Origin of the sequence: Streptosporangium sp. NPDC002721, assembly GCF_042888905.1 — a bacterium.
Lineage (GTDB): Bacteria > Actinomycetota > Actinomycetes > Streptosporangiales > Streptosporangiaceae > Streptosporangium.
This window is the reverse complement of sequence record NZ_JBIAQI010000003.1, coordinates 237871-263508: the sequence shown is the minus strand read 5'-3', so window position 1 is coordinate 263508 and position 25638 is coordinate 237871. Positions and strand designations below refer to the sequence as shown.

22 protein-coding genes are annotated in these 25638 nt (G+C 71.0%); 9 read left to right on the top strand and 13 right to left on the bottom strand.

Features of this window, described 5'->3' with window-relative positions; all coding sequences use genetic code 11:
* The 5 genes from yidC to ACFYWM_RS05305 all read left to right on the top strand — a co-directional run bounded on the left by yidC (position 1) and on the right by ACFYWM_RS05305 (position 4783).
* Positions 1 to 948 carry a membrane protein insertase YidC gene (gene yidC / locus ACFYWM_RS05325; RefSeq protein ID WP_389908857.1) on the top strand — a complete coding sequence of 316 codons (948 nt, stop codon included), beginning with the start codon at positions 1 to 3 and terminating at the stop codon, positions 946 to 948.
* 35 nt (positions 949 to 983) lie between these two features.
* The gene (locus tag ACFYWM_RS05320) at positions 984 to 1487 is read left to right on the top strand and encodes a R3H domain-containing nucleic acid-binding protein (RefSeq protein ID WP_362874737.1); all 504 of its coding nucleotides are present in this window, start codon (positions 984 to 986) and stop codon (positions 1485 to 1487) included.
* Between the two features lie 443 nt (positions 1488 to 1930).
* Positions 1931 to 2626 carry a 16S rRNA (guanine(527)-N(7))-methyltransferase RsmG gene (gene rsmG, locus ACFYWM_RS05315; protein ID WP_389908854.1) on the top strand — a complete coding sequence of 232 codons (696 nt, stop codon included), beginning with the start codon at positions 1931 to 1933 and terminating at the stop codon, positions 2624 to 2626.
* A gap of 197 nt (positions 2627 to 2823) precedes the next feature.
* Positions 2824 to 3750 (top strand): ParA family protein, encoded by a 927-nt coding sequence (locus ACFYWM_RS05310; protein ID WP_389908851.1) that lies wholly within the window; start codon positions 2824 to 2826, stop codon positions 3748 to 3750.
* Between the two features lie 58 nt (positions 3751 to 3808).
* Positions 3809 to 4783, top strand: a complete 975-nt coding sequence (locus ACFYWM_RS05305) for a ParB/RepB/Spo0J family partition protein (protein WP_389908848.1) — start codon at positions 3809 to 3811, stop codon at positions 4781 to 4783.
* A 1031-nt stretch (positions 4784 to 5814) separates the two neighbouring features.
* Here ACFYWM_RS05305 and ACFYWM_RS05300 read toward each other — a convergent pair.
* The 3 genes from ACFYWM_RS05300 to ACFYWM_RS05290 form a co-directional block, all read right to left on the bottom strand.
* Entirely contained in the window at positions 5815 to 6873 is a 1059-nt protein-coding gene (locus ACFYWM_RS05300; RefSeq protein ID WP_389908845.1) for a threonine aldolase family protein, read from the bottom strand.
* 355 nt (positions 6874 to 7228) lie between these two features.
* The gene (locus ACFYWM_RS05295) at positions 7229 to 8182 is read right to left on the bottom strand and encodes a D-alanine--D-alanine ligase (protein ID WP_389908842.1); all 954 of its coding nucleotides are present in this window, start codon (positions 8180 to 8182) and stop codon (positions 7229 to 7231) included.
* A 186-nt stretch (positions 8183 to 8368) separates the two neighbouring features.
* On the bottom strand, positions 8369 to 9601 hold the full coding sequence (locus ACFYWM_RS05290) for a PLP-dependent aminotransferase family protein (protein WP_389909329.1): 1233 nt from the start codon (positions 9599 to 9601) through the stop codon (positions 8369 to 8371).
* 298 nt (positions 9602 to 9899) lie between these two features.
* Here ACFYWM_RS05290 and ACFYWM_RS05285 point away from each other — a divergent pair, with 298 nt between their 5' ends.
* On the top strand, positions 9900 to 10520 hold the full coding sequence (locus ACFYWM_RS05285; RefSeq protein ID WP_389908840.1) for a GNAT family N-acetyltransferase: 621 nt from the start codon (positions 9900 to 9902) through the stop codon (positions 10518 to 10520).
* A 278-nt stretch (positions 10521 to 10798) separates the two neighbouring features.
* On the opposite strand, the gene trxA is transcribed toward ACFYWM_RS05285, so the two are convergent.
* The 8 genes from trxA to ACFYWM_RS05245 form a co-directional block, all read right to left on the bottom strand.
* Positions 10799 to 11125 (bottom strand): thioredoxin, encoded by a 327-nt coding sequence (gene trxA / locus ACFYWM_RS05280; RefSeq protein WP_389909326.1) that lies wholly within the window; start codon positions 11123 to 11125, stop codon positions 10799 to 10801.
* Between the two features lie 118 nt (positions 11126 to 11243).
* Positions 11244 to 12179 (bottom strand): thioredoxin-disulfide reductase, encoded by a 936-nt coding sequence (gene trxB / locus ACFYWM_RS05275; RefSeq protein ID WP_389909323.1) that lies wholly within the window; start codon positions 12177 to 12179, stop codon positions 11244 to 11246.
* Positions 12180 to 12443: 264 nt separating this feature from the next.
* The gene (locus ACFYWM_RS05270; protein WP_389908837.1) at positions 12444 to 13358 is read right to left on the bottom strand and encodes an anti-sigma factor family protein; all 915 of its coding nucleotides are present in this window, start codon (positions 13356 to 13358) and stop codon (positions 12444 to 12446) included.
* Positions 13348 to 13995 carry an RNA polymerase sigma factor SigM gene (gene sigM, locus ACFYWM_RS05265; protein ID WP_389908834.1) on the bottom strand — a complete coding sequence of 216 codons (648 nt, stop codon included), beginning with the start codon at positions 13993 to 13995 and terminating at the stop codon, positions 13348 to 13350. The genes ACFYWM_RS05270 and sigM overlap by 11 nt, the downstream gene beginning before the upstream one ends.
* A 114-nt stretch (positions 13996 to 14109) precedes the next feature.
* Entirely contained in the window at positions 14110 to 15636 is a 1527-nt protein-coding gene (locus tag ACFYWM_RS05260) for a protein kinase family protein (protein ID WP_389908831.1), read from the bottom strand.
* 195 nt (positions 15637 to 15831) lie between these two features.
* Positions 15832 to 17436: a murein biosynthesis integral membrane protein MurJ gene (gene murJ, locus ACFYWM_RS05255; protein WP_389908828.1), complete on the bottom strand. Its 1605-nt coding sequence runs from the start codon at positions 17434 to 17436 to the stop codon at positions 15832 to 15834.
* Between the two features lie 37 nt (positions 17437 to 17473).
* Complete coding sequence (locus ACFYWM_RS05250) at positions 17474 to 19606, bottom strand: DUF6049 family protein (protein WP_389908825.1); 2133 nt, start codon at positions 19604 to 19606, stop codon at positions 17474 to 17476.
* A 46-nt stretch (positions 19607 to 19652) separates the two neighbouring features.
* The gene (locus tag ACFYWM_RS05245; protein WP_389908823.1) at positions 19653 to 20174 is read right to left on the bottom strand and encodes an aminoacyl-tRNA deacylase; all 522 of its coding nucleotides are present in this window, start codon (positions 20172 to 20174) and stop codon (positions 19653 to 19655) included.
* Positions 20175 to 20333: 159 nt separating this feature from the next.
* Between ACFYWM_RS05245 and ACFYWM_RS05240 the strand changes: the two genes are divergently transcribed.
* Together ACFYWM_RS05240 and ACFYWM_RS05235 are read left to right on the top strand one after the other, a co-directional pair.
* Positions 20334 to 21773, top strand: a complete 1440-nt coding sequence (locus ACFYWM_RS05240) for a CCA tRNA nucleotidyltransferase (protein ID WP_389909320.1) — start codon at positions 20334 to 20336, stop codon at positions 21771 to 21773.
* 73 nt (positions 21774 to 21846) lie between these two features.
* Positions 21847 to 23061 carry an adenosylmethionine--8-amino-7-oxononanoate transaminase gene (locus ACFYWM_RS05235; protein WP_389909317.1) on the top strand — a complete coding sequence of 405 codons (1215 nt, stop codon included), beginning with the start codon at positions 21847 to 21849 and terminating at the stop codon, positions 23059 to 23061.
* Between the two features lie 114 nt (positions 23062 to 23175).
* Here ACFYWM_RS05235 and ACFYWM_RS05230 read toward each other — a convergent pair whose 3' ends face one another.
* Entirely contained in the window at positions 23176 to 24486 is a 1311-nt protein-coding gene (locus tag ACFYWM_RS05230; protein WP_389908820.1) for an MFS transporter, read from the bottom strand.
* A 135-nt stretch (positions 24487 to 24621) separates the two neighbouring features.
* On the opposite strand from ACFYWM_RS05230, the gene idi reads away from it, so the two are divergent.
* On the top strand, positions 24622 to 25206 hold the full coding sequence (gene idi, locus ACFYWM_RS05225) for an isopentenyl-diphosphate Delta-isomerase (protein WP_389908816.1): 585 nt from the start codon (positions 24622 to 24624) through the stop codon (positions 25204 to 25206).
* Between the two features lie 101 nt (positions 25207 to 25307).
* Here the strand turns inward: idi and ACFYWM_RS05220 are convergent, their stop codons facing one another.
* Entirely contained in the window at positions 25308 to 25631 is a 324-nt protein-coding gene (locus ACFYWM_RS05220) for a hypothetical protein (protein ID WP_389908813.1), read from the bottom strand.
* Between the last annotated feature and the right edge of the window lie 7 nt (positions 25632 to 25638).

Here is a 25638-nt window from a genome sequence, read left to right as displayed (position 1 = left end):
GTGGAGCTGTCCTGGCTGAACTGGCTGTACACAGCCGTCGCCCAAGTAATCACCTGGATTCACCAGGGCTACAGCACCTTCATCCCGAAGGACAACGGGCTCAACTGGGCGCTGACCATCATCACGCTCACCGTGCTGATGCGACTGTTGATCTTCCCGCTCTTCCTCAAGCAGATGCGCTCGTCGAAGAAGATGCAGGAGCTGGCGCCCAAGGTCCAGGAGATCCGCAAGCGCTACAAGAACGACAAGCAGCGCATGAACCAGGAGGTCATGGCGCTGTACCAGGGACAGGGGGCCAACCCGCTGGGTGGCTGCCTCCCGATCCTGGCGCAGTTCCCGATCTTCATCTCGATGTTCACCGTGCTGCAGGCCATGGCCGCGGGCCAGGCCAAGTTCGGCATGACGCAGGAGCTCGTCGACAGCGCCCGGGCCGCGCACATCTTCGGCGCCCCGATCCCCGCGACGTTCTTCACGAGCTCGGCCGACATCCTCAAGCTGGACGCCGACCCGATCGTCACCAAGATCGTGCTCGCCATCTTCGTGGCGGTCAGCTCGCTGACGACCTTCCTCACCGTCCGGCAGAGCGTGACCCGCTCGATCGCCCAGATGCCGGACAACCCGATGGCGCAGCAGCAGAAGATCCTGATGTACGTCTCGCCGCTGTTCGCCATCTTCTCGCTGAACTTCCCCCTCGGCCTGATCCTCTACTGGGTCACCACGAACCTCTGGACCCTCGGCCAGCAGCACTGGTTCTACAGCCGCAACCCCACCCCGGTGGTCGACGCCAAGGGCAACATCACGACTCCCGAGCCCAAGCCGGGCCTGCTGAGCAAGGTCAAGAAGACCGCTCCCGCGCCCGAGGCGCCGCCCGAGCCGGAGGTCAAGGTGGTCCGGCAGCAGCCCACCCGCCAGCCCCGCAGCAAGCGGACCGGTAGCAAGAAGTCCTGACGTCTCATACCGACAGCACGAAGGAGTGGCCGGACGTGACCGAGGCCGAGGCCGAGAAGGAGCCCGCGAAGACGGCTCCCGATCTCGCCGCCCTGGAGCAGGAAGGCGAGATCGCGGCGGACTACGTCGAGGGTCTGCTCGACATCGCCGACATCGACGGTGACATCGACATGGATGTCGAGGGTGATCGCGCCGTGGTGTCGGTCGTCGATATCAAGGGCGGCGACCTGGTCGGCCCCAACGGCGAGGTGCTGGAGGCGATCCAGGAGCTGACCCGTCTGGCGGTCCACCGCCAGACGGGCGAGCGGTCGCGCCTGATGCTCGACATCGGCGGCTACCGCGACCGCCGCCGGAGCGAGCTGAGCGAGCTCGGCACCAAGATCGCGGCGGACGTCAAGCGGGACGGCGAGCCCAAGTCGCTGCAGCCGATGACGCCGTTCGAGCGGAAGATCGTGCACGACGCCGTCGCCGCGGCGGGCCTGCGGAGCGAGTCCGAGGGCGAGGAGCCCCGCCGTTTCGTGGTGGTCCTTCCCGTTTAGAAGGCCCTCCAGCGACAGCACGGGCCGACAGTGGCCGCCGTCCCCGGTTCCCGGGGACGGCGGCTTTTTTCATGCCCCGCACTCCGCGGTGGTGTCGCCATTCCGGCCGGACGCGCTGCGCGGTTGTGTCGCCGTCCTGGTCGTCCTTCGCGGTGCCGTACGCGGAGAGGCTTGTCCTGAGGTGGTGTCGCCATCCTGGCCGTCCCGCACGGCGCCGTACGCGAAGTGGTGTGTCCCGCGCGTTGATGGCGCCTCCTGGCCGTCCTGCGCGGGGCCGCGCGCGGAGGGGCGTGTTCCGGCGCGCTGATGTCGCCCCTCCGGCCGTCCTCCGGAGGGCCGTGTCCCGGGTGTCGCCACCCCGTGCTGTACGACGGCGCGGAGGCGGGCCGTTAGCCTTGAGATCGGCCTGACCGCGATATTCCCGAGGGAAGAGTGAGCATCGAGTGAGTGACCAGATCCCCGAGCCGCCCGAGGTCGCGCGCGAGGTGTTCACCGGCGACGCCTGGGCCAGAGCGGAGGCCTTCGCGGAGCTGCTGGCCGGCCCCGGGGTGGTGCGCGGGCTGCTCGGCCCTCGGGAGGTGCCGCGCATCTGGGACCGGCACCTGCTCAACTGCGCGGTGATCGCCGAGGCCGTGCCCGCCGACGTGCGCCTGGTCGACATCGGCTCCGGTGCCGGCCTGCCCGGCCTGGTCCTGGCGATCGTACGGCCCGACATCACCGTCACCCTCCTGGAGCCGCTCCTTCGCCGGACGGTCTTCCTGGAGGAGTGCGTGGAGTCGTTGAAACTCGACAACGTCGAGGTGCTGCGCGGCCGGGCCGAGGAGTTCGCGGGCAGGCGGGAGTTCGACGTCGCCTCCGCCCGCGCGGTGGCGCCGCTCGACCGCCTGCTGAAATGGTCGCTCCCCCTCCTGCGGGAGGGAGGCGAGCTGCTGGCCATGAAGGGCGAGCGCGCCGCGGAGGAGTTGGCGGACGCCGAACCGCAATTACGGGCGAGTGGGGTGCAAACCGCCGAGCTCGCATCGGTCGGGCACGGTAAGGTCGAGCCGCCCGCAACTCTCATCCGGGTGGTCGCCGGTCGGGCTCCCGAAGGAGCGCGGAAGGCCTCTCGCCGGAAGGATCGCGCCTCGCGAGGCAGGTAAGCGCGAGGCCATCAGGTAAACCGAGCAAAGCGAGTACGAGGCCAGTGAACGACCGTTCGAGTGCGATCGCCAGCGCGAGGAGCGGTCTCGGCTGGCCCGAGGTTCCCGCCGCTCTGCCCCATGGACGCCTTTCCGGTCTGGGCTGGCCGGCATCGGCACCCGGTGCCGTAGTCAGGCCGGTTGAAAGGAAGACGACCGTGACCCAGACCCCCCTTAATCCCGGCGACTCGCCGCTGGTACGAGAGGCACTCAGCTCAGTGGTTTCACGTGAAACATCGGCCCAGAAGACCGCCGCCGCCCCCGGAGGCTCCGCCGGGGTCCGGGACGGTGACTGGCCCCGGCCCGCCAAGACCCGGATCTTCACCGTCGCCAACCAGAAGGGCGGCGTCGGCAAGACCACCACGTCGGTCAACCTGGCGGCGGCGCTGTCCATGCACGGCCAGCGGGTGCTCGTGGTCGACCTGGACCCCCAGGGCAACGCCTCGACGGCCCTCGCCGTCGAGCACCGCGGTGACGTACCGGACATGTACAAGGTGCTCGTGGAGGACCTGCCGCTCGCGGAGGTCGTGAAGGAGGTCCCGGACATGCCGGGCCTCTACTGCGCTCCCGCCACGATCGACCTGGCCGGTGCCGAGATCGAACTGGTCTCCATGGTCGCCCGCGAGGCCCGCCTGCAGCGCGCGCTGACCGCGTACGACGCCGTCAAGTTCGACTACATCCTCATCGACTGCCCTCCCTCGCTCGGCCTGCTGACGGTCAACGCGCTGATGGCCGCGAACGAGCTGCTGATCCCCATCCAGTGCGAGTACTACGCGCTGGAGGGGCTCGGCCAGCTGCTGAGGAACGTGGATCTGGTCCGGGCCCACCTGAACCCCACGCTCGATCTCTCCACCATCCTCATGACGATGTACGACGGGCGCACCCGCCTCGCCTCCCAGGTGGCGGACGAGGTCCGCTCCCACTTCGGCGCGACGGTGCTGAGCACGCTGATCCCCCGGAGCGTGCGCGTCTCCGAGGCGCCGAGTTACGGTCAGTCGGTCATGACGTACGACCCGGGCTCCAGCGGCGCGATGGCCTACATGGACGCCGCCCGCGAGATCGCCTATCGCGGCGCGGCCGTATGAGCACCGGGAACCCCGTGGCCGGCGGCCACGGGCGACACCTTGAGTCTCGGGAGGGGCAGTGAGTAAGCAGCCGAGAGGGCTGGGCAGGGGGCTGGGGGCGCTCATCCCCACGGGCCCGGCCGTCGTCGCGGAGCCGCCCGCGTCGATGACCGTGACCATGGTCGCCCCCGAGCCCGTGGTGCCCGAGCAGCCCGGCCCCGCGCCGGTCGCGGGCGCCTACTTCCTCGAGATCCCCGTCGAGGACATCGCGCCCAACCCGCGCCAGCCCCGCGACATCTTCGACGACGATGCCCTGAAGGATCTGGCCGTCTCGATCGGCGAGGTCGGCCTGCTCCAGCCGATCGTGGTGCGCGCCACGGGCGAGGGACGCTACGAGCTGATCATGGGTGAGCGCCGCCTGCGCGCCTCCAAGCTCGCCGGGCTCTCCGAGATCCCCGCGATCGTGCGGGAGACGCAGGAGGACAAGCTCCTCCTCGACGCGCTCATCGAGAACCTCCAGCGCGAGCAGCTCAACGCCCTGGAGGAGGCGGCTGCCTACCAGCAGCTGCTCAGCGACTTCGGCGCGACCCACGAGCAGCTCGCCGCCCGGATCGGACGTTCCCGCTCGCACGTGACCAACACGGTGCGCCTGCTGAAGCTGCCGCCCGGGGTGCAGCGCAAGGTCGCCGCCGGAACGATCAGCGCGGGCCACGCCAAGGCCCTGCTGCGCCTGGACGACCCCGTCGCCCAGGAGCATCTCGCCAACCGGATCTCGGCCGAACTGCTCTCGGTCCGCGCGGTCGAGGAGATCGTCGCGGTGGGCGACGCCAAGGCCGCCCCGGCCCTGGCCCCGCGCACCCCCCGGGTGAAGCCCGACGAGGAGCCAGCCCTCCGGCAGCTGGCCGACCGTCTCTCCGACCGCTTCGAGACCCGGGTGAAGGTCGACTTCGGCCGCCGCAAGGGGCGCATCGTGGTGGAGTTCGCGACCATCGACGATCTGGAGCGCATCATCGGCACGATGGCTCCGGGATCGCTCCAGGCGATGGAAGGATGATCCACACCGGCTCAGGAGGCTTCAGCGGCCCTGGGGCTTCCGAGGCTTCCGGGGGTTCGGGAGTCTCGGGCAGGCGAGCTCGTGGCGATCTCACCGGGCCGGTGGATCTCCCCCGGGGGCCCTTCCGGGATGGCTGCCTTCCGGGATGACCCCCGGCGGCCGGCCTTCCCGGACGGTTCCTCGACGCTGAACGGCCTCCTTGTTTCACGTGAAACAAGGAGGCCGTTCGCGTTCTCCCCGCCCGTGCGTTCCTCTTCTCCCCGCCCGTGCGTTCCTCTTCTCCCCGCCCGTGCGTTCCCCTTCTCCCCGCCGGTGCGTTCCTCTTCTCCCCGCCCGTGCGTTCCTCTTCTCCCCGGCGGTGCGTTCCTCTTTTCTCGGCCGTGGGCTCCTCGGCCCCCCGCTCTCTCGCCCTCCAGGCCACCTCAGCCGGTACTCCGTAACACTCCGGCTTCACTTCGCCCTTTCGGCTCCCCTCCTTCCTGTGCACCCGCCTTGACTGTTCCGCACATTCGCGGGCCTTCCCTCACCTCTCGCCTTCCGAGACCTGGCGCCTCCCGCTTCCCGTTCACCGTCCTGTGGTCGCCGTACAGGGTTGCGATGAACGGCGGCTCCCTCGGCCCTTTGGGGCGTCTCACGCGTGCGTATGCGCGGTTTCAGAGCCGTACGTTCCGCTTCGGGGTGACCGGCACAGGCGAAGATGGAGGAGTGCGCCCGGGTCGGGGCCGGCCGCCTTCCATGGCCAGCTCGCCGGACGGCCTCACTGTCACCATCGCGGAAGCGGTGTCGTTTCACGTGAAACATGAACCGGTGAGACCCATGGATCGGACCTTGGTGGAACGCCGGGGCGGGAGCAGGCAGGAGGGGGGTGAGGTCCTTACCCATGGAACGCCGGGGGCTCGGCGTGCGGCGGGAGGTGGCGAAAGAAGCTGGATGGGGGTGAAAGAAGGACGGCTCGGGGATGGCAGGCGGTGTTTCACGTGAAACAGTCGTCGTCCCCGAGGGGGCACTGTTTCACGTGAAACGGATGCCGTTCAGGAGCCGGCGGTCTCCTGGACGACGAGGCGGATGTCGGAGATGAAGGCATCGACGTGCTCGGGGGTGGTGTCGAAGGCGGTCACCCAGCGGACCACGTTCTCGGCCGCGTCCCAGACGTGGAAGAGATAGCGCTGCTGCAGTTCCGCGACGGCCTTCTCGGGGAGGGCGGGGAAGACGGCGTTGGACTGTACGGGGTAGCGCAGGGAGACGCCAGGGAGGTCCGCGATGCCGTCGGCCAGGCGGTGGGCCATGGCGTTGGCGTGGGCGGCGTTCTCACGCCAGAGGCCGTCGGTGAGCAGGGCGGTCAGCTGGGCGGAGACGAAGCGCATCTTGGAGGCGAGCTGCATCCCCTGCTTGCGCAGGAACAGTGCCGGGGAGGCCAGCTCCGGGCGGAGGATCACGAGCGCCTCGGCGCCCATGGCGCCGTTCTTGGTGCCCCCGAAGCTGAGCAGGTCCACGCCCGCGTCCGTGGTGAGGGAGCGGAGCGAGCAGCCGAGCTCGGCCGCCGCGTTGGCCAGCCGGGCGCCGTCCATGTGCAGGAAGAGGCCGTGCGCGTGCGCGAACTCCGCGAGCTCGGCGATCTCGTCGGCGGTATAGCAGGTGCCGCACTCGGTCACCTGGGAGATGGAGACGACCCTGGGTTGTGAGTGGTGCTCGTCCCCCAGCGCGGACAGCTGGCCGCGGACGTCGTCCACGGAGATCTTGCCGTCCTCCGTGGGGAGGGGGATCAGCTTGGCGCCCAGCACGCGCTCCGCGGCACCGCACTCGCTGGTGCTGATGTGGGCGGTGGCCGGGCAGAGCACCGCGTCGTACGCCCGCAGCACGAGGCCGAGGCCCACCACGTTGGCGCCGGTGCCGTTGAACATCGGGTAGGCGGTGGCACTTGCGCCGAACTCGGCGCGGAAGGCGTCCTCCGCCGCGGTGGTCCAGCCGTCTCCGCCGTAGGCGGGGGCGTCTCCGGTGTTCGCTTCGAGGATGGCGGTGAGAACCGCAGGGTGCACGCCCGCGTGGTTGTCGCTGGCGAAGCTCTTGGGGAATGGGGTCGAGGTCAGCACACGGCCAGCGTAGGGGGAGGCCCGGCCCGCCCACCGACCAGGCTCACCCCGCTTCCCGGGTTCGGGCCGTCATTGTGCCCGCCGGTTCGGTTCGCCACCGGGAATGACCGCCGCCCGTGCCGACCGGACCGCCGCCGACCGGCCCGTCGCCGGGCTGCCGTCGGGCTGCCGTCGGGCTGCGGGGACGGCACCGGGCCGCCCACCGGCCTGGCTCGCCCGGCGGCCCGGTGGCGGGCTCACCAACCGGGCTGCCACCGGGCCACCGGGCCGCCACCGGGCTGCCACCGGGCCACCGGGTCGCCACCGGGCCACCGGGCGCGAGAGCGTGGGGAACGCGGGGGAGCCGGGCGAGGTGTCAGGCGCCGCGGGCGGCGGCCTGCTCCAGGAGGACGCGGCAGAGGGTGCCGAGGTCGTCCCCCGCGGCCTCCGCGGCCATGGGGAGGAGGGACGTCTCCGTCATGCCGGGGGCGACGTTCACCTCGAGGAAGTGGGGCAGGCCGTCCGCGTCGACGATCAGGTCGGTGCGGGAGACGTCCCTGAGGCCGAGGGCGGTGTGCGCGGTCACGGCCATCGTGGCGCAGGCCGCCGACGCCTCGGGCGACAGGCGCGCCGGGGCGAAGAACTCGGTGTGCCCGGCGGTGTAGCGGGCCGCGTAGTCGTACACGCCCTCGTTGGCGACGATCTCCACCGGGGGCAGGGCCACCGGCCCGCTCCCGAGGTCGACCACGGAGACGGCGACCTCGACCCCCTCGACGCAGCGCTCGATCAGCGCGGTGTCGCCGTAGGCGAAGCAGCCGACCATGGCGGCGGGGAACTCCTCGGCGCTGCGGACGATCGACGCGCCGAGCGCCGAGCCGCCGCGGGACGGCTTGACGAACAGGGGAAGGCCGAGGCGCTCCACGATGCGGGCCAGCACCGCGGCGGCGCCCAGGTCGTGGAAGGTCTCCTTGGGCAGCGTCACCGACTCGGGGGTGCGCAGCCCGAAGGAGCGGACGACGGTCTTGGCGGTGGGCTTGTCGTAGGCGACCCGGCAGGCGTCGGGGTCGGCGCCGACGTACGGGACGGAGAGGAGTTCCAGGACCGAGCGGATGGCGCCGTCCTCGCCCGCCCCGCCGTGCAGGGTGACGAAGACCGCGTCCGGCGGGTCCGCGAGCACGGCGGGAACCAGTGACGCGTCGGTGTCGCGGGTCTCCACGGAGATGCCCACGCCTCGCAGCACCTCGCTCACCCGCCGGCCCGAACGAAGCGAGACCTCCCGCTCGTAGGAGAGCCCGCCCGCCAGGACGAGCACATGGCCCAGGTCACTCATCCGACATACCTCTCGTCAAGGCCCGCTCCGGAGCCTGTCCTGTCGCTCTCGTCACACGCGGCCCGGCTGTCCCGGCGAACCGGATCGATCATCGCGCACCGGCGCAGGAAGTCACCGTACGGTACCGGCGGGGAGGAGCTCATCCCGGAGGCGTCCCGCGACGCGGAACGCCCCCGGACGGCGAGGTTACGCGAGGTCGGGGCCCGGAGTGTCGATCCCGGCGCGCTCGGAGGGCGAGCCGGTCCCGAAGGTGTCGCGGACGCGGAGCTCCTGCCCGATCACCCCGGCCAGGCGGCGGACGCCCTCGCGGATGCGGTCGGGCTCGGGGTAGCAGTAGGAGAGCCGCATGTGCCGCGCGCCGCCCCCGTCGGCGAAGAAACCGGTGCCCGGCACGAAGGCCACCCGCTCCGCGACCGCGCGCGGCAGGAGCGCCTTGGAGTCGAGCCCCTCGGGGAGGGTGGCCCAGACGAAGAACCCGCCACCGGGGCGGGTCCAGGTGACGCCGTCGGGCATCAGGGCCTCCAGCGAGGCGAGCATGGTGTCGCGGCGCTCGCGGTAGAGCTCGCCGAACGTCTTGATCTGCTCGCGCCAGGGCTGGGTGGCGAGATACTGGCCGACGGCCAGCTGCGTGAAGGAGGAGTGCGACAGCACCGCGGACTCCATCGCCAGCACCAGCTTCTCGCGGATGGCGTGCGGGGCGAGGGCCCAGCCGACCCGGAAGCCGGGGGCCAGGGTCTTGGAGAACGAGCCGAGGTAGACGATCCCGTCGGCGTTGTCGGCGCGCAGCGTCCGCATGGGCTCGCCGTCGAAGCCGAGCATGCCGTACGGGTTGTCCTCGACGATCAGCACGTCGGCCCGCTGGCAGATCTCCAGGACCTGCCGCCTGCGCGCGACGCTGAGCGTCACCCCGGCGGGGTTCTGGAAGGTGGGGATCGTGTAGAGGAACTTGATCCGGTTGCCCGCGCTCTTGAGGGCGTAGATGGTCTGGGCCAGCGACTCGGGGATGATCCCCTCGTTGTCCATCGCGACGTGGATGACCCTGGCCTGGTAGGCGGAGAACGTGCCGAGGGCCCCGACGTAGGAGGGCCCCTCGGCGAGCACGACGTCACCGGGGTCGATGAAGATGCGGGTGATCAGGTCGAGGGCCTGCTGGGAGCCGACGGTCACGACGACGTCGTCGGGGTTGGCCTCGATGCCCTCCATCCGCATGACGTCGCAGATCTGCTCGCGCAGGTGCGGGTCGCCCTGCCCCGAGCCGTACTGGAGCGCGACCGGGCCGCGCCTGGCGACCAGGTCGGCGACCAGCTCCCCCACCACGTCCAGGGGCAGCGCGGTGACGTACGGCATGCCGCCGGCGAGCGAGACCACCTCGGGCCTCGACGCGACGGAGAAGAGAGCTCGGACCTCGGAGGCGACCATCCCGGTTGCCCGTGCCGCGTAACGATCGACATAGGCGTCGATGCGCGACCCCTGGGTGGGGGCGATGGCCTGACCGTGATCGTTGTGCTGGGGCACGGTCCACCTCCTAGATTGTGTGGAGCGCCAGGCGCTCATACTAGAGAAACCAGGTTACGTCAGGGGCTGCGGTCGCCTGCGTGTGGGAACGGGACCTCCTGAAACCAAGACCCTTACTGGGCTACGATGCCAGCTGGAGACGCCGTTTTCGCGCGTTTTTCGCCATGGCTTGCACTCGTCTCGCCAGGATTGGGGCCAACAGGTGTCGCGTCGGCTGGCAAACGTCACCCTCGACAATCTCGACGACCTGCCGCGCCGCTGCCGCCGGTGCGTCTTCTGGGAGCTCGATCCCCTCAACGCGGACCGGGCCGTGAAGGCCGGGGACCCGGGGCTGGAGAAGGAGGCCTGGATCTCCTCCACCCTGCTGGAGTGGGGAAGCTGCGGCAAGATCGTCTATGTGGACGGGGTGGCGGCCGGCTTTGTGCTGTACGCGCCGCCGCACTACGTGCCCCGCTCGGTGGCCTTCCCGACCTCCCCGGTCAGCGCCGACGCGGTGCTGCTGATGACCGCGCACATCATCCCGGAGTTCTCCGGGGGCGGCCTGGGCCGGATGCTGGTCCAGGGCGTGGCCAAGGACCTGACCCGGCGCGGCGTGCGGGCGATCGAGGCGTTCGGCGACCTGAAGTGGGAGCAGCCGGGCGCGTGCCTGATGCCCGCCGACTACCTGCTCTCCGTGGGCTTCAAGACGGTCCGCCCGCACCTGCGCTTCCCCCGCCTCCGCCTGGAGCTCAAGAACGCCGTCTCGTGGCGTGAGGACGTCGAGGTGGCACTGGAGAGGCTGCTCGGGTCGATGAGTCCCGAGAGGGCGCTGCGACCCGTCTGAGGCCCTCTGGAGCCCGTACGACACCCCCTGGGGCCGACGAGATCCGTTGGCCCCCTCGCGAGGGCCTCGCGGGCGCGCCCGCACGGTGCGCGACCGGCCCGGCTCGGGGCGGCGATCATCGGCTGCGGCCTTTCAAGCCTCCACGGGCACGTCCGAGAAGACCTCGAACATGTTGAAAGCCCCCCGCGGTGAGACGGGGGGCTTTCAGTGGGTGGGTGTGCCGCTCGGAAGCGGGTGATACGGGCGGACGCCGTGGGGGGCGGCCGGCCGCAGGGGGCCTAGATGATGCCCTCGAGCTCGCGAAGCAGCATGGCCTTCGGCTTGGCGCCGATGATCTGCTTCACAACCTCTCCGTTCTTATAGACGTTCAGGGTAGGAATCTGGAGTACGCCGTAGTTTGTCGCCGTTGCCGGATTCTCGTCGACATTCAGCTTGACGACGGTGATGCTCTTGGCGTTCTCGTCGGCGATCTCCTCCAGGATGGGCGCGACCTGGCGGCACGGGCCGCACCACTCGGCCCAGAAGTCGACGATCACGGGCTTGTCGCTCTTGAGGACGTCCGCCTCGAAGCTGGCGTCGGTCACGTGCTTGATGGTGCCCAAGATTCCTGCTTTCCCTCTTGCCCTCTTGTCCGGGGGCTGTTCCTGATGGCGTTGCCGATGGGTGACCGGTGCGCGCGGTGCCGTCCCGCGCCCCCGCGAGGCACCCCGTCACACCCCGTTGTCACGCGCCGTGGTGCTCGGCCAGCCAGCGCTCGGAGTCGAGCGAGGCGGCGCAACCGGTGCCGGCGGCGGTGATCGCCTGCCGGTAGGTGTGGTCGACGACGTCGCCCGCGGCGAAGACGCCCTCCAGGTTCGTGCGCGTGGAGGGCGCGTCGACCTTGATGTAGCCCTCGTCGTCCAGGTCGATCTGGCCCTTGACCAGCTCGGTGCGCGGGTCGTGCCCGATCGCGATGAACAGGCCGGTGGCCGCGAGCTCCGCCTCGGCGCCGGTCTTGAGGTTGCGCACCCGCACCCCGCTCACCTTGGTCTCGCCCAGCACGTCGACGACCTCGCTGTCCCACAGGAAGCGGATCTTCTCGTTCGCGAACGCCCGATCCTGCATGATCTTGCTCGCGCGCAGCTCGCCACGGCGGTGCACCACCGTCACCGAGGCGGCGAACCGGGTCAGGAAGGTCGCCTCCTCCATCGCGGTGTCACCGCCGCCGACGACCACGATGTCCTGGCCGCGGAAGAAGAACCCGTCACAGGTGGCGCACCACGAGACCCCGTGGCCCGACAGGCGCTTCTCGTTGGGCACGCCCAGCTCGCGGTAGCCCGAACCCATCGACAGGATGACGGACGTGGCGTAGTAGGTGTCGGTGGCGGTCTTGACGACCTTCGGGGTGGCGGCCAGGTCGACCTCGACCACGTCGTCGGCGACCAGCTCGGCACCGAACCGCTCGGCCTGCTTGCGCATCCCGTCCATCAGGTCCGGGCCCATGATGCCGCCGGGGAAGCCGGGGAAGTTCTCGACCTCGGTGGTGTTCATCAGGGCGCCACCGGCGGTGACCGACCCCTCGAAGACCAGCGGCTTCAGCTCGGCACGCGCGGAGTACACGGCCGCCGTGTAACCTGCGGGACCCGACCCGATGATGATCACATTCCGGACGTCCATCAGTGCTCGCGCCTCTCCCTTTGTCGATGCCACCGGCGTCAACAGATCCTAGGCGCCGGTGATTCCCGCCCGGCGCGGTGACGGACCCCCGGTGGAACCGGAAAGCCCGGCACGGACGAATCCATGCCGGGCACCCACGGCGGCGATGAGGCTTTTTGCAGCGGATTACCCGCCACGGATCACCCCGGGACACCTTCACCGGTCATCCCGGGGGCTTCGCCGAGGACGCCCCGGGTGGCCCGTCAAGGTCACCCGGGGCGCTCCCGGTCACTTCCAGCGTGCGAGGCCCGGCTTGCGCACGTCGTCACACTGCGGGCCCACCACGTGGACGCGCACCGTGTTCTTGGCCTGGTCCTGCCAGAACAGCAGGATGTTGGCCTCCTGGCCGTTGTAGAACCCCTGGTCCACGGCGAAGGGCGACAGGCCGACCTCCGACGAGACCTGGCGGACACACTTGTCGAGCCCCGAGTTCTCGATGGTGTTGGTGATGGTCCCGGGACCGATGTAGTCGAGCAGCGAGCCGCGGAGCTCGGCGTCGGTGTAGTTGTAGTTGCTGTCGGTCAGCGTGTACTGGATCGTGTCCACCGGCGGGGGCTGAGCGATCGACGGCCCGCGGTCGGGACCGGACGCCGTCAGCGTCCCGGTCGCCAGCACCGTCGCGCCGATCACCGCCGCGGCCACGCCCGCCGCCGCGGCGGGCATCGCCCACCGCCGTCGTCGGTTCGCGCCGCGGCGCCTGGCCGGAACCACCGGGACCACGGTGCCGTCGTCGCCGACGACCCCCAGCCGCACCGGCTCAAGCTCTGGCTCCCGCTCCGGGATCGGAGCCCTCCGCGGGGTCGTCTCCCATGGCGCCGGTTCTGCGGGAGAGGACGTCTCCCACGGCGCGTCGCGCATTATGTCGTCCCAGGCCGGTGCTTCCACCAGGCCCACTCCACCTCCACGGAAGCTGTCTGCCTCGGCGGCCAGCGCGCGGTCGATCCTCAGCGCGACTCCCATCGGCATCGCCGGTGTCGGAGTCGCCGCCAGCACCTCGCGAACTGCCGCGAGGTCGGCGAGGCTCTCACCACAGGGATCGCAGATCGCGAGATGCTCGCGTACCCGCATGGCCGTGGCGGCGTCGAGGAGCCCCTCGGCCAGTTCGGCCAAGATCTCCAGGTCGTAGTGCGTATCACCCGTCACGAAGTTCTGCTCCCTTCGCGGATGAGACGCGAGACAGGTCTGATCGGTTCCGCAAATGGGAAAGAATCGGGGCGAGTTTCGCCCTTCCGCGAGCGCACCGGCTCTTCACCGTGCCGCTCGGCACCTCCAGTACCTGGGCCGCGTCCTCGACCGAGTAGCCCATCATGTCCACCAGGACCAGCGCGGCGCGCTGGTCGGAGGGCAGCAGCTTCAGGGCCGCCGACACCTCCATGGACACCTCGCGCTCGGCCGTCTGGTCGAGCACCGGGGTCTCGCGCTCCGCGGCCTCGACGAGCTCGTCGTCGGCCACCGGGCGCACCGATTTCCTGCGCATGCGGTCGAGGCAGGCGTTGACCACGATGCGATGCAGCCACGTGGTCACCGCGGCCTCGCCGCGGAAGCTCCCGGCCTTGCGGTAGGCCGAGACGAAGGCGTCCTGAACGGCGTCGGCCGCCTCGTCGGGATCGCCCAGCGTGCGCAGGGCGACCGCCCACATGCGGTCTCGATGTCGCTTGACTATTTCACTGAAGGCGTGCGGATCCCCGGCGATGTGCCGGGTGAGCAGCTCGGCGTCGGGCACGGGGGCCTTCGCCGTCTGCTCGTCCGCCGCTGGCGGGGTCTCGGGTGGGGAATTCACAAGGAGAGTCCTGCTATACCGATCCGGGGAGAACACCTCTACGGGATAGATGGTGCCACGGATTCTCCGATGATCTGCAAGAAGCCACGTAAAACAGATCAAATCGGAGCGGTGTCACTTGGCCGCGAGGACCTTCATGTCCAGCACCTGGCCGCGGTACTTCCCCTGGTAGGTGGGCATCTTGGTGAACCAGACGAGCACGTAGCGACCCTTCTTCGGGGCCTCCGCGGTGAACGTCTTCTTGCCGGAGACTCCGTTGATCTTCTGCAGGACGGACAGATCGTCCAGCTGGGGGGAGTCGCCGACCCGGAGCTCCACGGTGCCGCCGGAGGTGCCGCCGAAGTTGACCGTCGCCTGCTTGACCGGGACGCTCTCGCCCATGTCCAGCAGCAGGCCCACCCCGGCCTTGAGCCGGCCGAAGTCGGCCGAGTCGTACGACTCGGAGTGCCAGTCGGTGGACTCCTTGCCGTCGGTCGCGTAGACGGCCAGCTCGCCGCGCTCCTCGTTGTCGCCCAGCGGGTCGAAGCCGGTGACCGAGGAGGGCTTCACCTCCCGGGTGCCGGCGGCCGCGGTCGGCGTGGGCGTGGTGCTCTCCTCGCCGGGGGCCGGGGTGCCGGCGTTGCCGATGCTGCGGCCGAGGGTCCAGGCGCCCAGGCCGACGGCCACCATCACCAGCAGCACGACGACGGTCATGGCGACCTTGTTGACCATGCCGCCCGACTGGCGGGGCATCGGGCGGTGCTGGGTCTGATGGTGGTGGTGCTGGGGCGGGGGCGTGTGGCGCTGGGGAGCCGCGGTGTCGATGCCCTCGGAACGGGAGGCCGCCACCGGCAGCGTCGTCATGGGCATCGGCGTCGGCATCGGCAGGGGACTGGGCCGCGACACCGAGGCGAGGGCCTCGGCGACCTCGGCGGGCGTGGTGAGCGGTTCGAGCCCGCGCCTGGTCTCCGGCAGCAGCGCCCGGCAGACGATGGCGTCCAGGTAGCCGGGGACGCCCGCGGTGACCTGGCGCGGCGTGCAGAAGTGCCCGTCGCCCATGGGCGCGACGGGCAGGCCGCCGCTGTTTCGTTCGTCGCCCGGCCAGTGACCGGTCAGCCCGGCGTACAGCAGGCGGCCGAGACCTTCCGCGTCCTCGCGGGCGGGGTCGTCGCTCGTCACGTCGTCCAGGACGGCGTCGACTCCCAGGCCGAGCAGCTTGACCGTGCCGCCCGCCGTCCAGACCAGGTGATCGGGGGTGAGGCAGAGGTGGGCGAGGCTCGCCTCGTGGGCGTGGGCCAGCGCCTCCGCGGCCTCGGCGACCATCGCGGCGGCCCGCTCGGGGTCGAGCGGGCCACCCGCGATCATGTCGCCGAAGGACTCGCCGCTCACCCACTCGCTGACGACGTAGGAGTGGCCGTCGTCCTCGGTCGCGTCGAAGACCTGGGTGAGGCGGGGGTCGGTCAGCCGGCTGGCCACCCTGGCCGCCGTGACGACCTCGTTCAGCCGGGGGAAGTCGGGGTCGAAGGTGTGGACGGCGACGGGCCTGGCGAGCACCTCGTCGATGGCCTTCCACAGCGTGGCACCGCCCGACTCGTGGACGCGGTCCTCAAGCCGGAAACGCTCGGCCAGCTTGGTGCCGGGCTCGACGGCGGGGGAACTCACGAGGACCCCGTACCTGAGAACACGACAGCACCATGCCCGGTCAGCCCATCACGACACATCACACGATGCTGGGTGGATCCGCCCACGCCCTCCTGCTTCCATTAGCCGCATGTCACCACACGCGTCGCACCATGGTAGTCCCGCGCCGGTTCCGCCCGTGTTCCTCTTGTCAGACGTTTGAGACAAGTCTTTGGGTTACCGGCCTACCCGTCCTGCCACCATTCCAACGATCGAACTCACCTCGGGGATGCGCATCCGGTGGGCGATCGCCAAGTAAAGAACCATACCGAGTCCGCCGCCCGCCGCCAGCATGACGGCCGCGCTCAGCGCGTCCAACCCGGTGAGCTCCTGCGTGAGCCACAGCACGCCGAGCGCGAGCGCCGCGGCAGGGAGGGCCGCCAGGTACATCCGGGACAGCCCCGCGGCCACCCTGCGCCCCGCCAGGCCCCCCACGCGGCGCGCCGCCAGGACCCAGGCGGTCGCGGCGCCGGCCACGTAGGCGGCGGTGAACGCGAAGGCCAGGCCCATCACGATGTACCGGGGAGGCAGGGTGTGGTAGGCCACGAGGCTGAGCGTGGCGTTCACCGCCACGTTGCCGAGGGCGAGGAACACCGGGGTGCGGGTGTCGCCGAAGGAGTAGAAGACGCGCAGCAGCAGCTGGAAGATCGAGAACGGCACCAGCGCCAGCCCGAAGACCTGCAGCACGTTGCCGATGTAGACCGCCGAGTCGACGGTCATGTTGCCCCACGAGAAGATCAGCACGGTCACCGCGGGGCCCAGCACCATCAGCAGCAGCCCGGTGGGCACCAGCAGCACCGACACCAGCCGCACCCCCGACGCGAACTCCTCGCGGACCGTGTCGAGCTGCCCGTCGGCCACCCCCCGGCTCATCCGGGGCAGCATCGCGGTGATCACCGACACCGCGATGATCCCGTACGGGAGCTGGAAGAACTGGTAGGCGTAGGAGTAGGCGGCGATCCCCGCCCCGGGCGCCCGCTCGCCCGCGCCGGTCGCGAAGTTGGTGGTGATCAGGAAGCCCAGCTGGCTGATCCCGACGTAGGCGAGGGTCCAGGACGCCATCCGGCCCATCTCGCCGAGGCCGGCGTTGCGCAGGTCGAACCGGGGCCGGAAGCGGAAGCCGACCCGGTGCAGCGCGACGACCAGCACCAGGCACTGCGCCACGATGCCGGCGGTGGTGCCGAGCCCGAGCAGCGCCAGGTCGGCGTCGGTGACCGTGGTGACGTCCGCCCCCGCCCTGCCCAGCTTCACGTAGTAGACGACCGCGACGCCGATCATCACGATGTTGTTCAGCACCGGTGCCCACATGGGCGCGGCGAACCTGTCGCGGGTGTTGAGGATCGCGCCCGCGATCGCGCCGACCCCGAAGAAGGCGATCATGGGCAGGATGAACCGGGCCAGCTGGACCGCAACCTCGGTCTGCCTGGGGTCCCAGCCGGTGCTGTAGAGGCCGATCAGCGGCCCGGCCAGCGCCACCGCGACCAGCGCCATCAGCGTCAGCGCGACGACCCCCAGGGTCATCAGACGCTGCTCGTAGGCCCGGCCGCCGTCGGGGTCGGACCTCTGCCGCCTGACGATCATCGGGACCACGACGCTGCTCAGGATCCCGCCGATGAGCAGGTCGAACAGGATGAGCGGGATCGTGTAGGCCACGTTGTAGGCGTCGCCCAGCGCGAAGGTGCCGATGGCCGCCGCGAGCACCGCCGTCCGGACGAAGCCGGTGACGCGGGAGACCATCGTCCCCGCCGCCATGATCGCGCTCGCGCGCAGGACCCTGCTCATGCGCTTTCCTTCGCTAGGTGCTCGGAGCGCCGGGCGCTCACGACTCGGTGCCCGCGGGCTCGCGCTCGCGCCTCGGCGGCGGGGCGGCGGCGGGACGGCGGCCTCCCCGGCGGCGCAGGACGCGCAGGACGACGGCCGCCAGCATCACCACGAGCGCCGCGCCCACGATCACCAGCGCGACCCCTGTGTAGCCGGTGGTCCGCACGGTCAGCTCGATCGGCTTGCCGTACTTGCGGCCGTCCTCCGTGGTGAGCTGGACCGTCACGGTCGACTGGCCGCTCTCCGTGGAGGTCATCGGGATCCGGATGGTCTGGTTCTGGCCGCCGAAGATCTCCAGCTTGTCGTCGTACGGCTCGATCTTGAGCAGGTCGGGCTGGTCGGAGGTCACCCTGAGCCGGACCGCGATCTTGCTTTCGTCGCCGCTCAGCCCGTTGCGCACGCTGATCGGCACGTCGCCGTTGCTGCCCGCCAGGGTGCGCAGCCGCGACTGCTCGCTGCCGGTGATGTTGACCATCGCGATCCGGCCGTCGATCGCCTCGGCGACCTGCTGGACGTACGGCGCGGCGGCGCCGGTCCTGCCCCGCCAGGCGGAGGAGGTCAGGCGCAGCAGCGCCAGGTCGAAGACGTCGAGGTCCTGGGCGATGGTGATCGCGGAGGTCAGGTCCGCGCGGGCGCCGACCCTCTTGACGCCCGTGAGGTACTGCTTGGAGAGCTCCGGCTTCCTGGCCTGCTCGGTGTAGGTCAGGCCGGCCCGCGGGACCGGGACGCCCTTGCCGCGCTTGATGGCGTCGAGGGTGACGGGTGCCAGCCAGGGCAGGTCGGCGGCCGTCTCGATCAGGTCGGTGACGTACTCGGGGTCGGGGTCCCAGCGGCGGTGCGGGACGGCGATCACCGTCCTGGCCGGGGCGCCGGGCTCCGAGCTGATCATCGCCGTCTCCGCGATGAACCGCTGGCGGTTCGCCAGCGCCGCGCCGGGGGCGGAGGTGTCGGCGCCGACCGTCTCGCTCAGCGCCGCGTCGGCGACCAGGGCGGTGAGCGGGCCGTTCACGCTCTCCAGGGTCGCCGAGGCGTCGGGGGTGGTGACCGGGGGAGTCGCCGGCGGCAGGTTCAGCTCGTCCAGCAGCACGGTGTCGACGCCGCCGGTGGCCAGCAGGTCCAGCCCGTCGTAGTCGATCAGGCCGCCCACCGGCCAGTTCACGTTTGTGATCACGTCGCGGCCGAGGGCCTGCCTGGCGACGATCGCGGCCGCGGCGATCCCGGTCCGGGTGGCGTCGTCGACGCCGTTGTGGGCGAGGGCCGCCACGTCGGGGTCGCCGTACGGGGTGGCCACCACCGGGTGGTCGGCGACGGCCTCGCGGAAGTCGCTCAGCCACTGGGCGGTCTCGGGGGTCGCGGGGCGCTGCTGGGCGCGGTCCTTGGACCTGACCGCGTGCGGCTCGCCCATGGCCCGCGCGTCGTCGAGCAGGGCGGGGTCGACGATCCAGGTGAGTCCCTTGGCCGACGACGTGTCCTGGGCGATCTTGAGCAGGTCGCCCAGACGCTTGCCGGGGGCCATGGCCGCGGGCAGGCCCTCGTCGACGAACGTGGAGTCGCCGGCCCGGCGCGGCTGGTCGACGATGGGCAGCACCGTGGCGAGCCGGGTGCGGGCCACCCTGGTCTCCCTGGGCATGTACGTCACCGTGGTGCGCAGGTTCCCGACCGTCTGCTGGAAGGAGTCGAGCACCTCGACCATGACCGGGTAGACGCCGAAGGCGGAGAAGCTCAGATCCTGCGGCGTGAAGGCGAACTCCCACGGCAGCTTGCCCGAGGGCGCGATCGGCGCCTGGACGAAGGTCTGCGAGCGCCACGAGCCCGGGAGGGTCTGCCCCGCCCGGTAGGCCTCCATGTCGGCGCGCCGGGCGAACGGCTGGGACGAGTAGCGCATCTGGATGCGCAGGCCGTTCAGGGGCTCGGTGCCGGAGTTGACGAGGGAGCCGGACAGCTTGATCTCGGTGGTCGGGTCACGGGGGGCGTCGGGGCCGATCGCCTCCAGCACGACCTGGAGGCCCGCCCGGTTCGCCGAGGCCGGGACCGGGGTCGTCCGGGCGTTCGCCGTACCCGGAGCGACCACGGCCGCGGGAACGAGCAGCGTGGTGGCGAGGAGGGCGAGGGTCGCGGCCTTGTGGATCACGTGCCGGCCAGGGGTCGAGTACGGCGCACGCCGGTAATGCTATGGCCTAACCGGCGAGGGGAAAGGTCGCCGGTTCTCTGCGGGAGCCGTGCCGGGTCAGGTCGACGACCCTTCCCGATACCAGTGTGAGCAGATGGTCGGCACGTATCAGGAGTGCCGTACGACGCTCCCCGGTGGGCACGTAAACGGGTGTGGCGGTGCGGGTGAGCCGCTCGTCCACCAGCACGGTGAGCGTGGCGGGCAGCAGCAGCGGGCAGACCAGGCCCGAGGCGTAGTCGGTGGCGGAGTTGACGGTGAAGGCCGAGGCCTGCCGGACCCGCCGGGCCTTCAGGATGCCGCCGACCACGCCCGGGCGCGGCGGGGAGCCGACGGAGGTGAGGACCGCCACGGGCTCGCGGCCGATCAGCGTCGTGACCTCCAGGACCGTGACTCCCAGGCAGATCTCGGGACTCGCCGACAGCACCTCGGGGAGTTCGTCCGAGCATGTCATCGCGCGCGGAAGGCGTACGATCTCATGATGGACCTGGTGTGCGAGGAGCCAGCGGTGGATCGCGAGCGCATCCTTCATGTGTGTGCTCCTTGCCTCGACGCACAGTCCCCGAGGTTCCCTGACCGACCGTAACCTGGTGATCGCTTCAGGTGTATCCCCGCAGGGGAACATGTTCCGTAACCGAAGGACCTACCCGGCTTGTCCCTTTCAAATCTGACCCAGAGCCAGCGCCACGGCATGAGCGAGCTGTTCCGGAAGATCGCACCCGTGGCGGACGAGCTCGGCGAGCTCTTCGCCGCCAGGGGGTACCAGATCGCCCTCGTCGGCGGCTCCGTACGCGACGTCTTCCTGGGCCGGATCGGCAACGATCTCGACCTGACCACGGACGCGAGGCCCGAGACGGTCCTGGAGCTCGTCCGCGACTGGGCCGACTCCGTCTGGACGATCGGCATCGACTTCGGCACCGTCGGCGTGCGCAAGGGCGGGTGGCTCCTGGAGGTCACCACCTACCGCAGCGAGTCGTACGACCCCAAGTCGCGCAAGCCCGACGTGGCCTACGGCGACACGCTGGAGGGCGACCTGGCCCGGCGCGACTTCGCGGTCAACGCGATGGCGCTGCGCCTGCCGTCCCGCGAGTTCGTCGATCCGCACGGCGGCCTCGACGACCTGCACGCCAGGGTGCTGCGCACCCCGGGCCCCCCCGAGCGCTCCTTCGGCGACGACCCCCTGCGGATGCTCCGCGCCGCCAGGTTCGCCAGCCAGCTCGGCTTCACCGTCGACCCGGCGGCGCTCGCCGCGATGGGCGCGATGGCCGACCGGATCGACATCGTCTCCGCCGAGCGCATCCGCGACGAGCTGGACAAGCTCATCGGCGGCGACCACCCCCGCGAGGGCCTGCGGCTCCTCGTCGAGTCCGGGCTCGCCGACCACGTGCTGCCCGAGGTGCCCAAGCTCCGGCTGGAGATCGACGAGCACCATCGCCACAAGGACGTCTACGAGCACTCGCTGATCGTGCTGGAGCAGGCGATCGACCTGGAGGAGAGCGGCCCCGACCGGATCCTGCGCTGGGCCGCCCTCCTGCACGACGTGGGCAAGCCGAAGACCCGCCGCCACGAGTCCGGCGGCCGGGTCTCCTTCCACCACCACGAGGTGGTCGGCGCCCAGCTCGCCAAGAAGCGCATGGCGGAGCTGAAGTTCCCCAAGGACGTGGTGGCCGACGTCTCCCGCCTGGTGGAGCTGCACCTGCGCTTCCACGGGTACGGCACGGGCGAGTGGACCGACTCGGCCGTGCGCCGCTACGTCCGCGACGCCGGGCACCTGCTGGAGCGCCTGCACAAGCTGACCCGCGCCGACTGCACCACCCGCAACCGGCGCAAGGCCCAGGCCCTGTCGCAGACCTACGACCAGCTGGAGGAGCGCATCGCCCGGCTGGCCGAGGAGGAGGAGCTCGGCAAGATCCGCCCCGAGCTCGACGGCAACGAGATCCAGGAGCTCCTCGGCGTCCCGCCGGGCCCGGTCGTGGGCCGCGCCTACAAGTTCCTGCTGGAGATGCGCCTCGACCGGGGCGTCCTCGGCAAGGAGGCCGCCGCGGACGCCCTTCGCGAGTGGGCACGGGCGAACGGGGTGGAGGGCGCGGGCGACACCGGTGGTGAGGTGGACCCTGAGCGGCCCTCCTGATCTCGGCGGTCCTGACGGGACCGCCGGGGGCGGGGAGGCGGCCGGACACACGGGCGCGGCCGGGGGCGCGGAGATCGCGCTGCTCGACCGCGAGCACGTGTGGCACCCCTACGCGGCCACTCCCCAGCCGGTGGCGCCGCACGTGGTCTCCCGCGCGGACGGGGTGCGGCTGACGCTCGCCGACGGCCGCGAGCTGGTCGACGGCATGTCGTCCTGGTGGGCGGCTATCCACGGCTACAACCACCCCCGGCTCAACCGGGCGCTGCGGGACCAGCTGGAGGACATGGCGCACGTCATGTTCGGCGGGCTCACCCACGAGCCCGCCGTGCGGCTGGCCGCCACGCTCGCCGCGATGACCGGGCTGCCGAAGGTGTTCCTCGCCGACTCGGGGTCGGTCGCCGTCGAGGTCGCGATCAAGATGGCGTTCCAGCTCACCGGCAGGGGGCGGCTGCTCACGGTGAGGGGCGGCTACCACGGCGACACCTTCGGGGCGATGTCGGTCTGCGACCCGGTCAACGGCATGCACCATCTGTTCTCCGGCGTGCTGCCCGAGCACGTGTTCGCCGACCGGCCGCCGCGCGAGTACGACGAGGGCTACGCGGCCCGGCTGGCGGACCTGGTGGCCCGGCACGCCGGCGAGCTGGCCGCGATCATCGTGGAGCCGGTCGTCCAGGGGGCGGGCGGCATGCACTTCTACCACCCGGCCTACCTGCGGCTGCTCCGCGAGCTGGCCGACGAGCACGGCGTCCTGCTGATCGCCGACGAGATCGCCACCGGGTTCGGCAGGACCGGCGAGCTGTTCGGCTGCGACCACGCCGGGGTCAGGCCCGACATCATGTGCCTGGGCAAGGCCCTGACCGGCGGATACATGTCGATGGCCGCGACGCTGTGCACCGAGCGGGTGGCCGAGGGCGTCGGGGTGCTGATGCACGGGCCGACGTTCATGGGCAACCCGCTGGCGGCGGCCGTCGCGAACGCCTCCCTGGAGCTCCTGCGGGAGCGCCCGTGGCGCGAGGAGGTCGGCCGCATCGAGGCGGGCCTCCTCGCGGGCCTGGCCGGGGCCTCGGAGGCTCCCGGGGTGCGGGACGTGCGGGTCCTCGGCGCGATCGGGGTGATCGAGACCCGCGAGCCCGTCGACGTGCCCGCCGTCCAGGACCTCGTCATGCGGCACGGCGTCTGGCTCCGCCCGTTCGGACGGCTGATCTACGCGATGCCGCCCTACCCGATCGGCGACGACGACCTGGAGAAGGTCACGACGGCGATGACGGCGGCGGCCCGGTCACTGTGAGGGCCGCGCGACGGTGACGGCCCGGCCACTGTGACCGGGCCGCGACGGTGACGACGGTGGCCGGGACGGCCCGGCCCGGTCGCCGCGGTGATCACAGCGACCGGGAAGGCCCGGTCACTGTGAGGGCCACGACGGGGACGACGGCAGCGGCTCGATCACCCGGGGCGGCGTGACGATCCGGTAGACCACCGCGCCCGCGACGTACCCGGCGGTGATGACCGCCAGCACGAGCAGCGACCTGCCGTCCGGCGGGAGCAGCGCCGCGGCCAGGGCCGCGGCCAGCACGTAGCTGCCGTTGAAGAGCATGTCGTAGATGGAGAAGGCCCGGCCCAGGTAGGCGTCCTGGAGGTCCCGCTGGACGGCGGTGTCGGCGCAGATCTTGATGCTCTGCCCGGCGATGCCGAGGACGAGGCCCGCGACCGCGAACCCCCACTGCTGGAACGGCGCGCAGAGCGCGAGCGTCAGCACCCCGGCGGTGACCAGCATGGCCGGGACCCACCGCTCGATGCCGAAGCGCTCGGTGGCCCACGGCGTGACCAGGATGGCCAGGAAGTAGCCGACCCCCGAGGTGGCGACCACGATGGAGACCGCGTTCAGCGCGTCCTCGGCGTTCTCGGCGAAGTAGTAGCGCGACAGCAGCACGAGCATGGCCGTGCACATGCCGTACATGAACCGGTGGGTCGCCATCGCGCCCATCGCCGCGGCGGCGGCCCGGTGCCGGGCGAGGTGCCGGGCGCCGTCGGCCAGGCCGGTCAGCACGTGGCGCACGGCCTCGCGGGCCTGCGGCCGGGCGGGGTCGTAGGCGGGGCCGAGCAGCCGCCTGCCCATGGTCACGGAGATGAGCGCGCTGAGCCCGAAGACGAGACCGGAGACGACCAGCAGCACCGCCGTGCCCCGGTGGTCGGAGCCGAAGACAGCCCGGAGCAGGTAGCCCGCGCCGATGCCCACGAAGGTGAGCACGGTGCCCGAGGTCGGGGTGACGGCGTTGGCCACCATCAGCCGGTCGGACGGCACGACGTGCGGGAGCGAGGCCCCCAGCGCGGCGAGGAAGAAGCGGTTCACCCCGAGCACGCCGAGCGCGGCGGCGTAGAAGATCCCGTCGGGGGCGTCCGCGGCGACGAGCGCCGCCGCGGCGAGCAGCAGCGCCCCGCGGACCAGCGGCGCGATCACCAGGATCTGCCGCCGCGACCAGCGGTCGATGAACACCCCGACGAAGGGGCCCAGGATCGAGTACGGGAGCAGCAGCACGGCCAGCCCGGCGGCGATCTCCACCGCGCTCGTGCTCTTCTCCGGGCTGAAGAACGCGAACCCGGCCACGGCGAACTGGAAGATCCCGTCGGAGAACTGCGAGACCAGGCGGGTCGCGTACAGCCTCCGGAAGTCCCGACCTTCCAGGACCACGCGTAGATCGGAGATGAATGACACGCGCTCAGCCTATGTGCGACCGCCACGGGCGGGCATCGGGTACATCCCTGATTAGCCAAATGGACATTTCGCACCTTTGCCTACGTATCGCTTAGGGGGCGCGGTAAACCGACATGATCACGTACCCTCGGTCGAGTGACACCTGATGAACACGTTGTGCTCGTCGACACCGAGGGAAACGCGATCGGCACGGCGGCCAAGGCCACGGTGCACGGTCTCGACACGCCCCTCCACCTGGCCTTCTCCAGTTACGTGTTCGACGAGCAGGGACGGGTCCTCCTCTCCCGCCGCGCACTGCACAAGATCACCTGGCCGGGGGTGTGGACCAACAGCTGTTGCGGCCACCCCCTGCCCGGCGAGCCGCTTCCCGGGGCGGTGACCCGCAGGCTCTCCCACGAGCTGGGCCTCGCGGCCGGCCAGGTCGACCTCCTCCTGCCCCGCTTCTCCTACCGCGCGGTCATGGACAACGGCACCGTCGAGCGGGAGCTGTGCCCGGTCTACCGGGTGCTCGTGACCGCGGAGGCGGTGCCCAACGCCGACGAGGTCGACGACGTCCGCTGGATGCCGTGGAAGGAGTTCACCGACGGGGTGCTCGGCGACCGCCTGGCGATCTCCCCCTGGTGCCGCGAACAGGTCCCCCAGCTGGTCGAGCTCGGCGCCGACCCGCTCACCTGGCGGGCCGCCGACCCGGCCGACCTCCCACCCGCCGCCCGCTGCTGACGCGACGTTCTCCCGTCCCGGCGGTGTGAGGGTCTCTCACACCGCCGGCCGTTCCACGGCGAGCCCCCGGTCCGGCGCCTTTCCGCGTGTCCGGACGTCGGCTACCGCGCCTGCCCGATCAGCAGCTGGAGCCACATCTCGCGGGCCTCGCGGTGCGTCCACCGCCCGGCGAAGGCGTGCTCTGTCGGCCTGCCCTGGATCACCCTGTGGATCAGGTAGGTGCCGCCGCAGGCGATCAGCTCGAAGTAGACCGCCCGGCAGGCGCACGTGTGCTCCAGCACGCGGTACGGTCCCGGCGCCAACGCCTCCCAGTCGAGTGCCCGGCGGCCCGGGGCGACGCGTACGGGATGCGGACTGATGCCGGGGCAGGTCCATTCATCGCGGGCCTCCAGATCACCGCTCAGGGCGTCGGGGGTGGTCGGCATCCGGAGC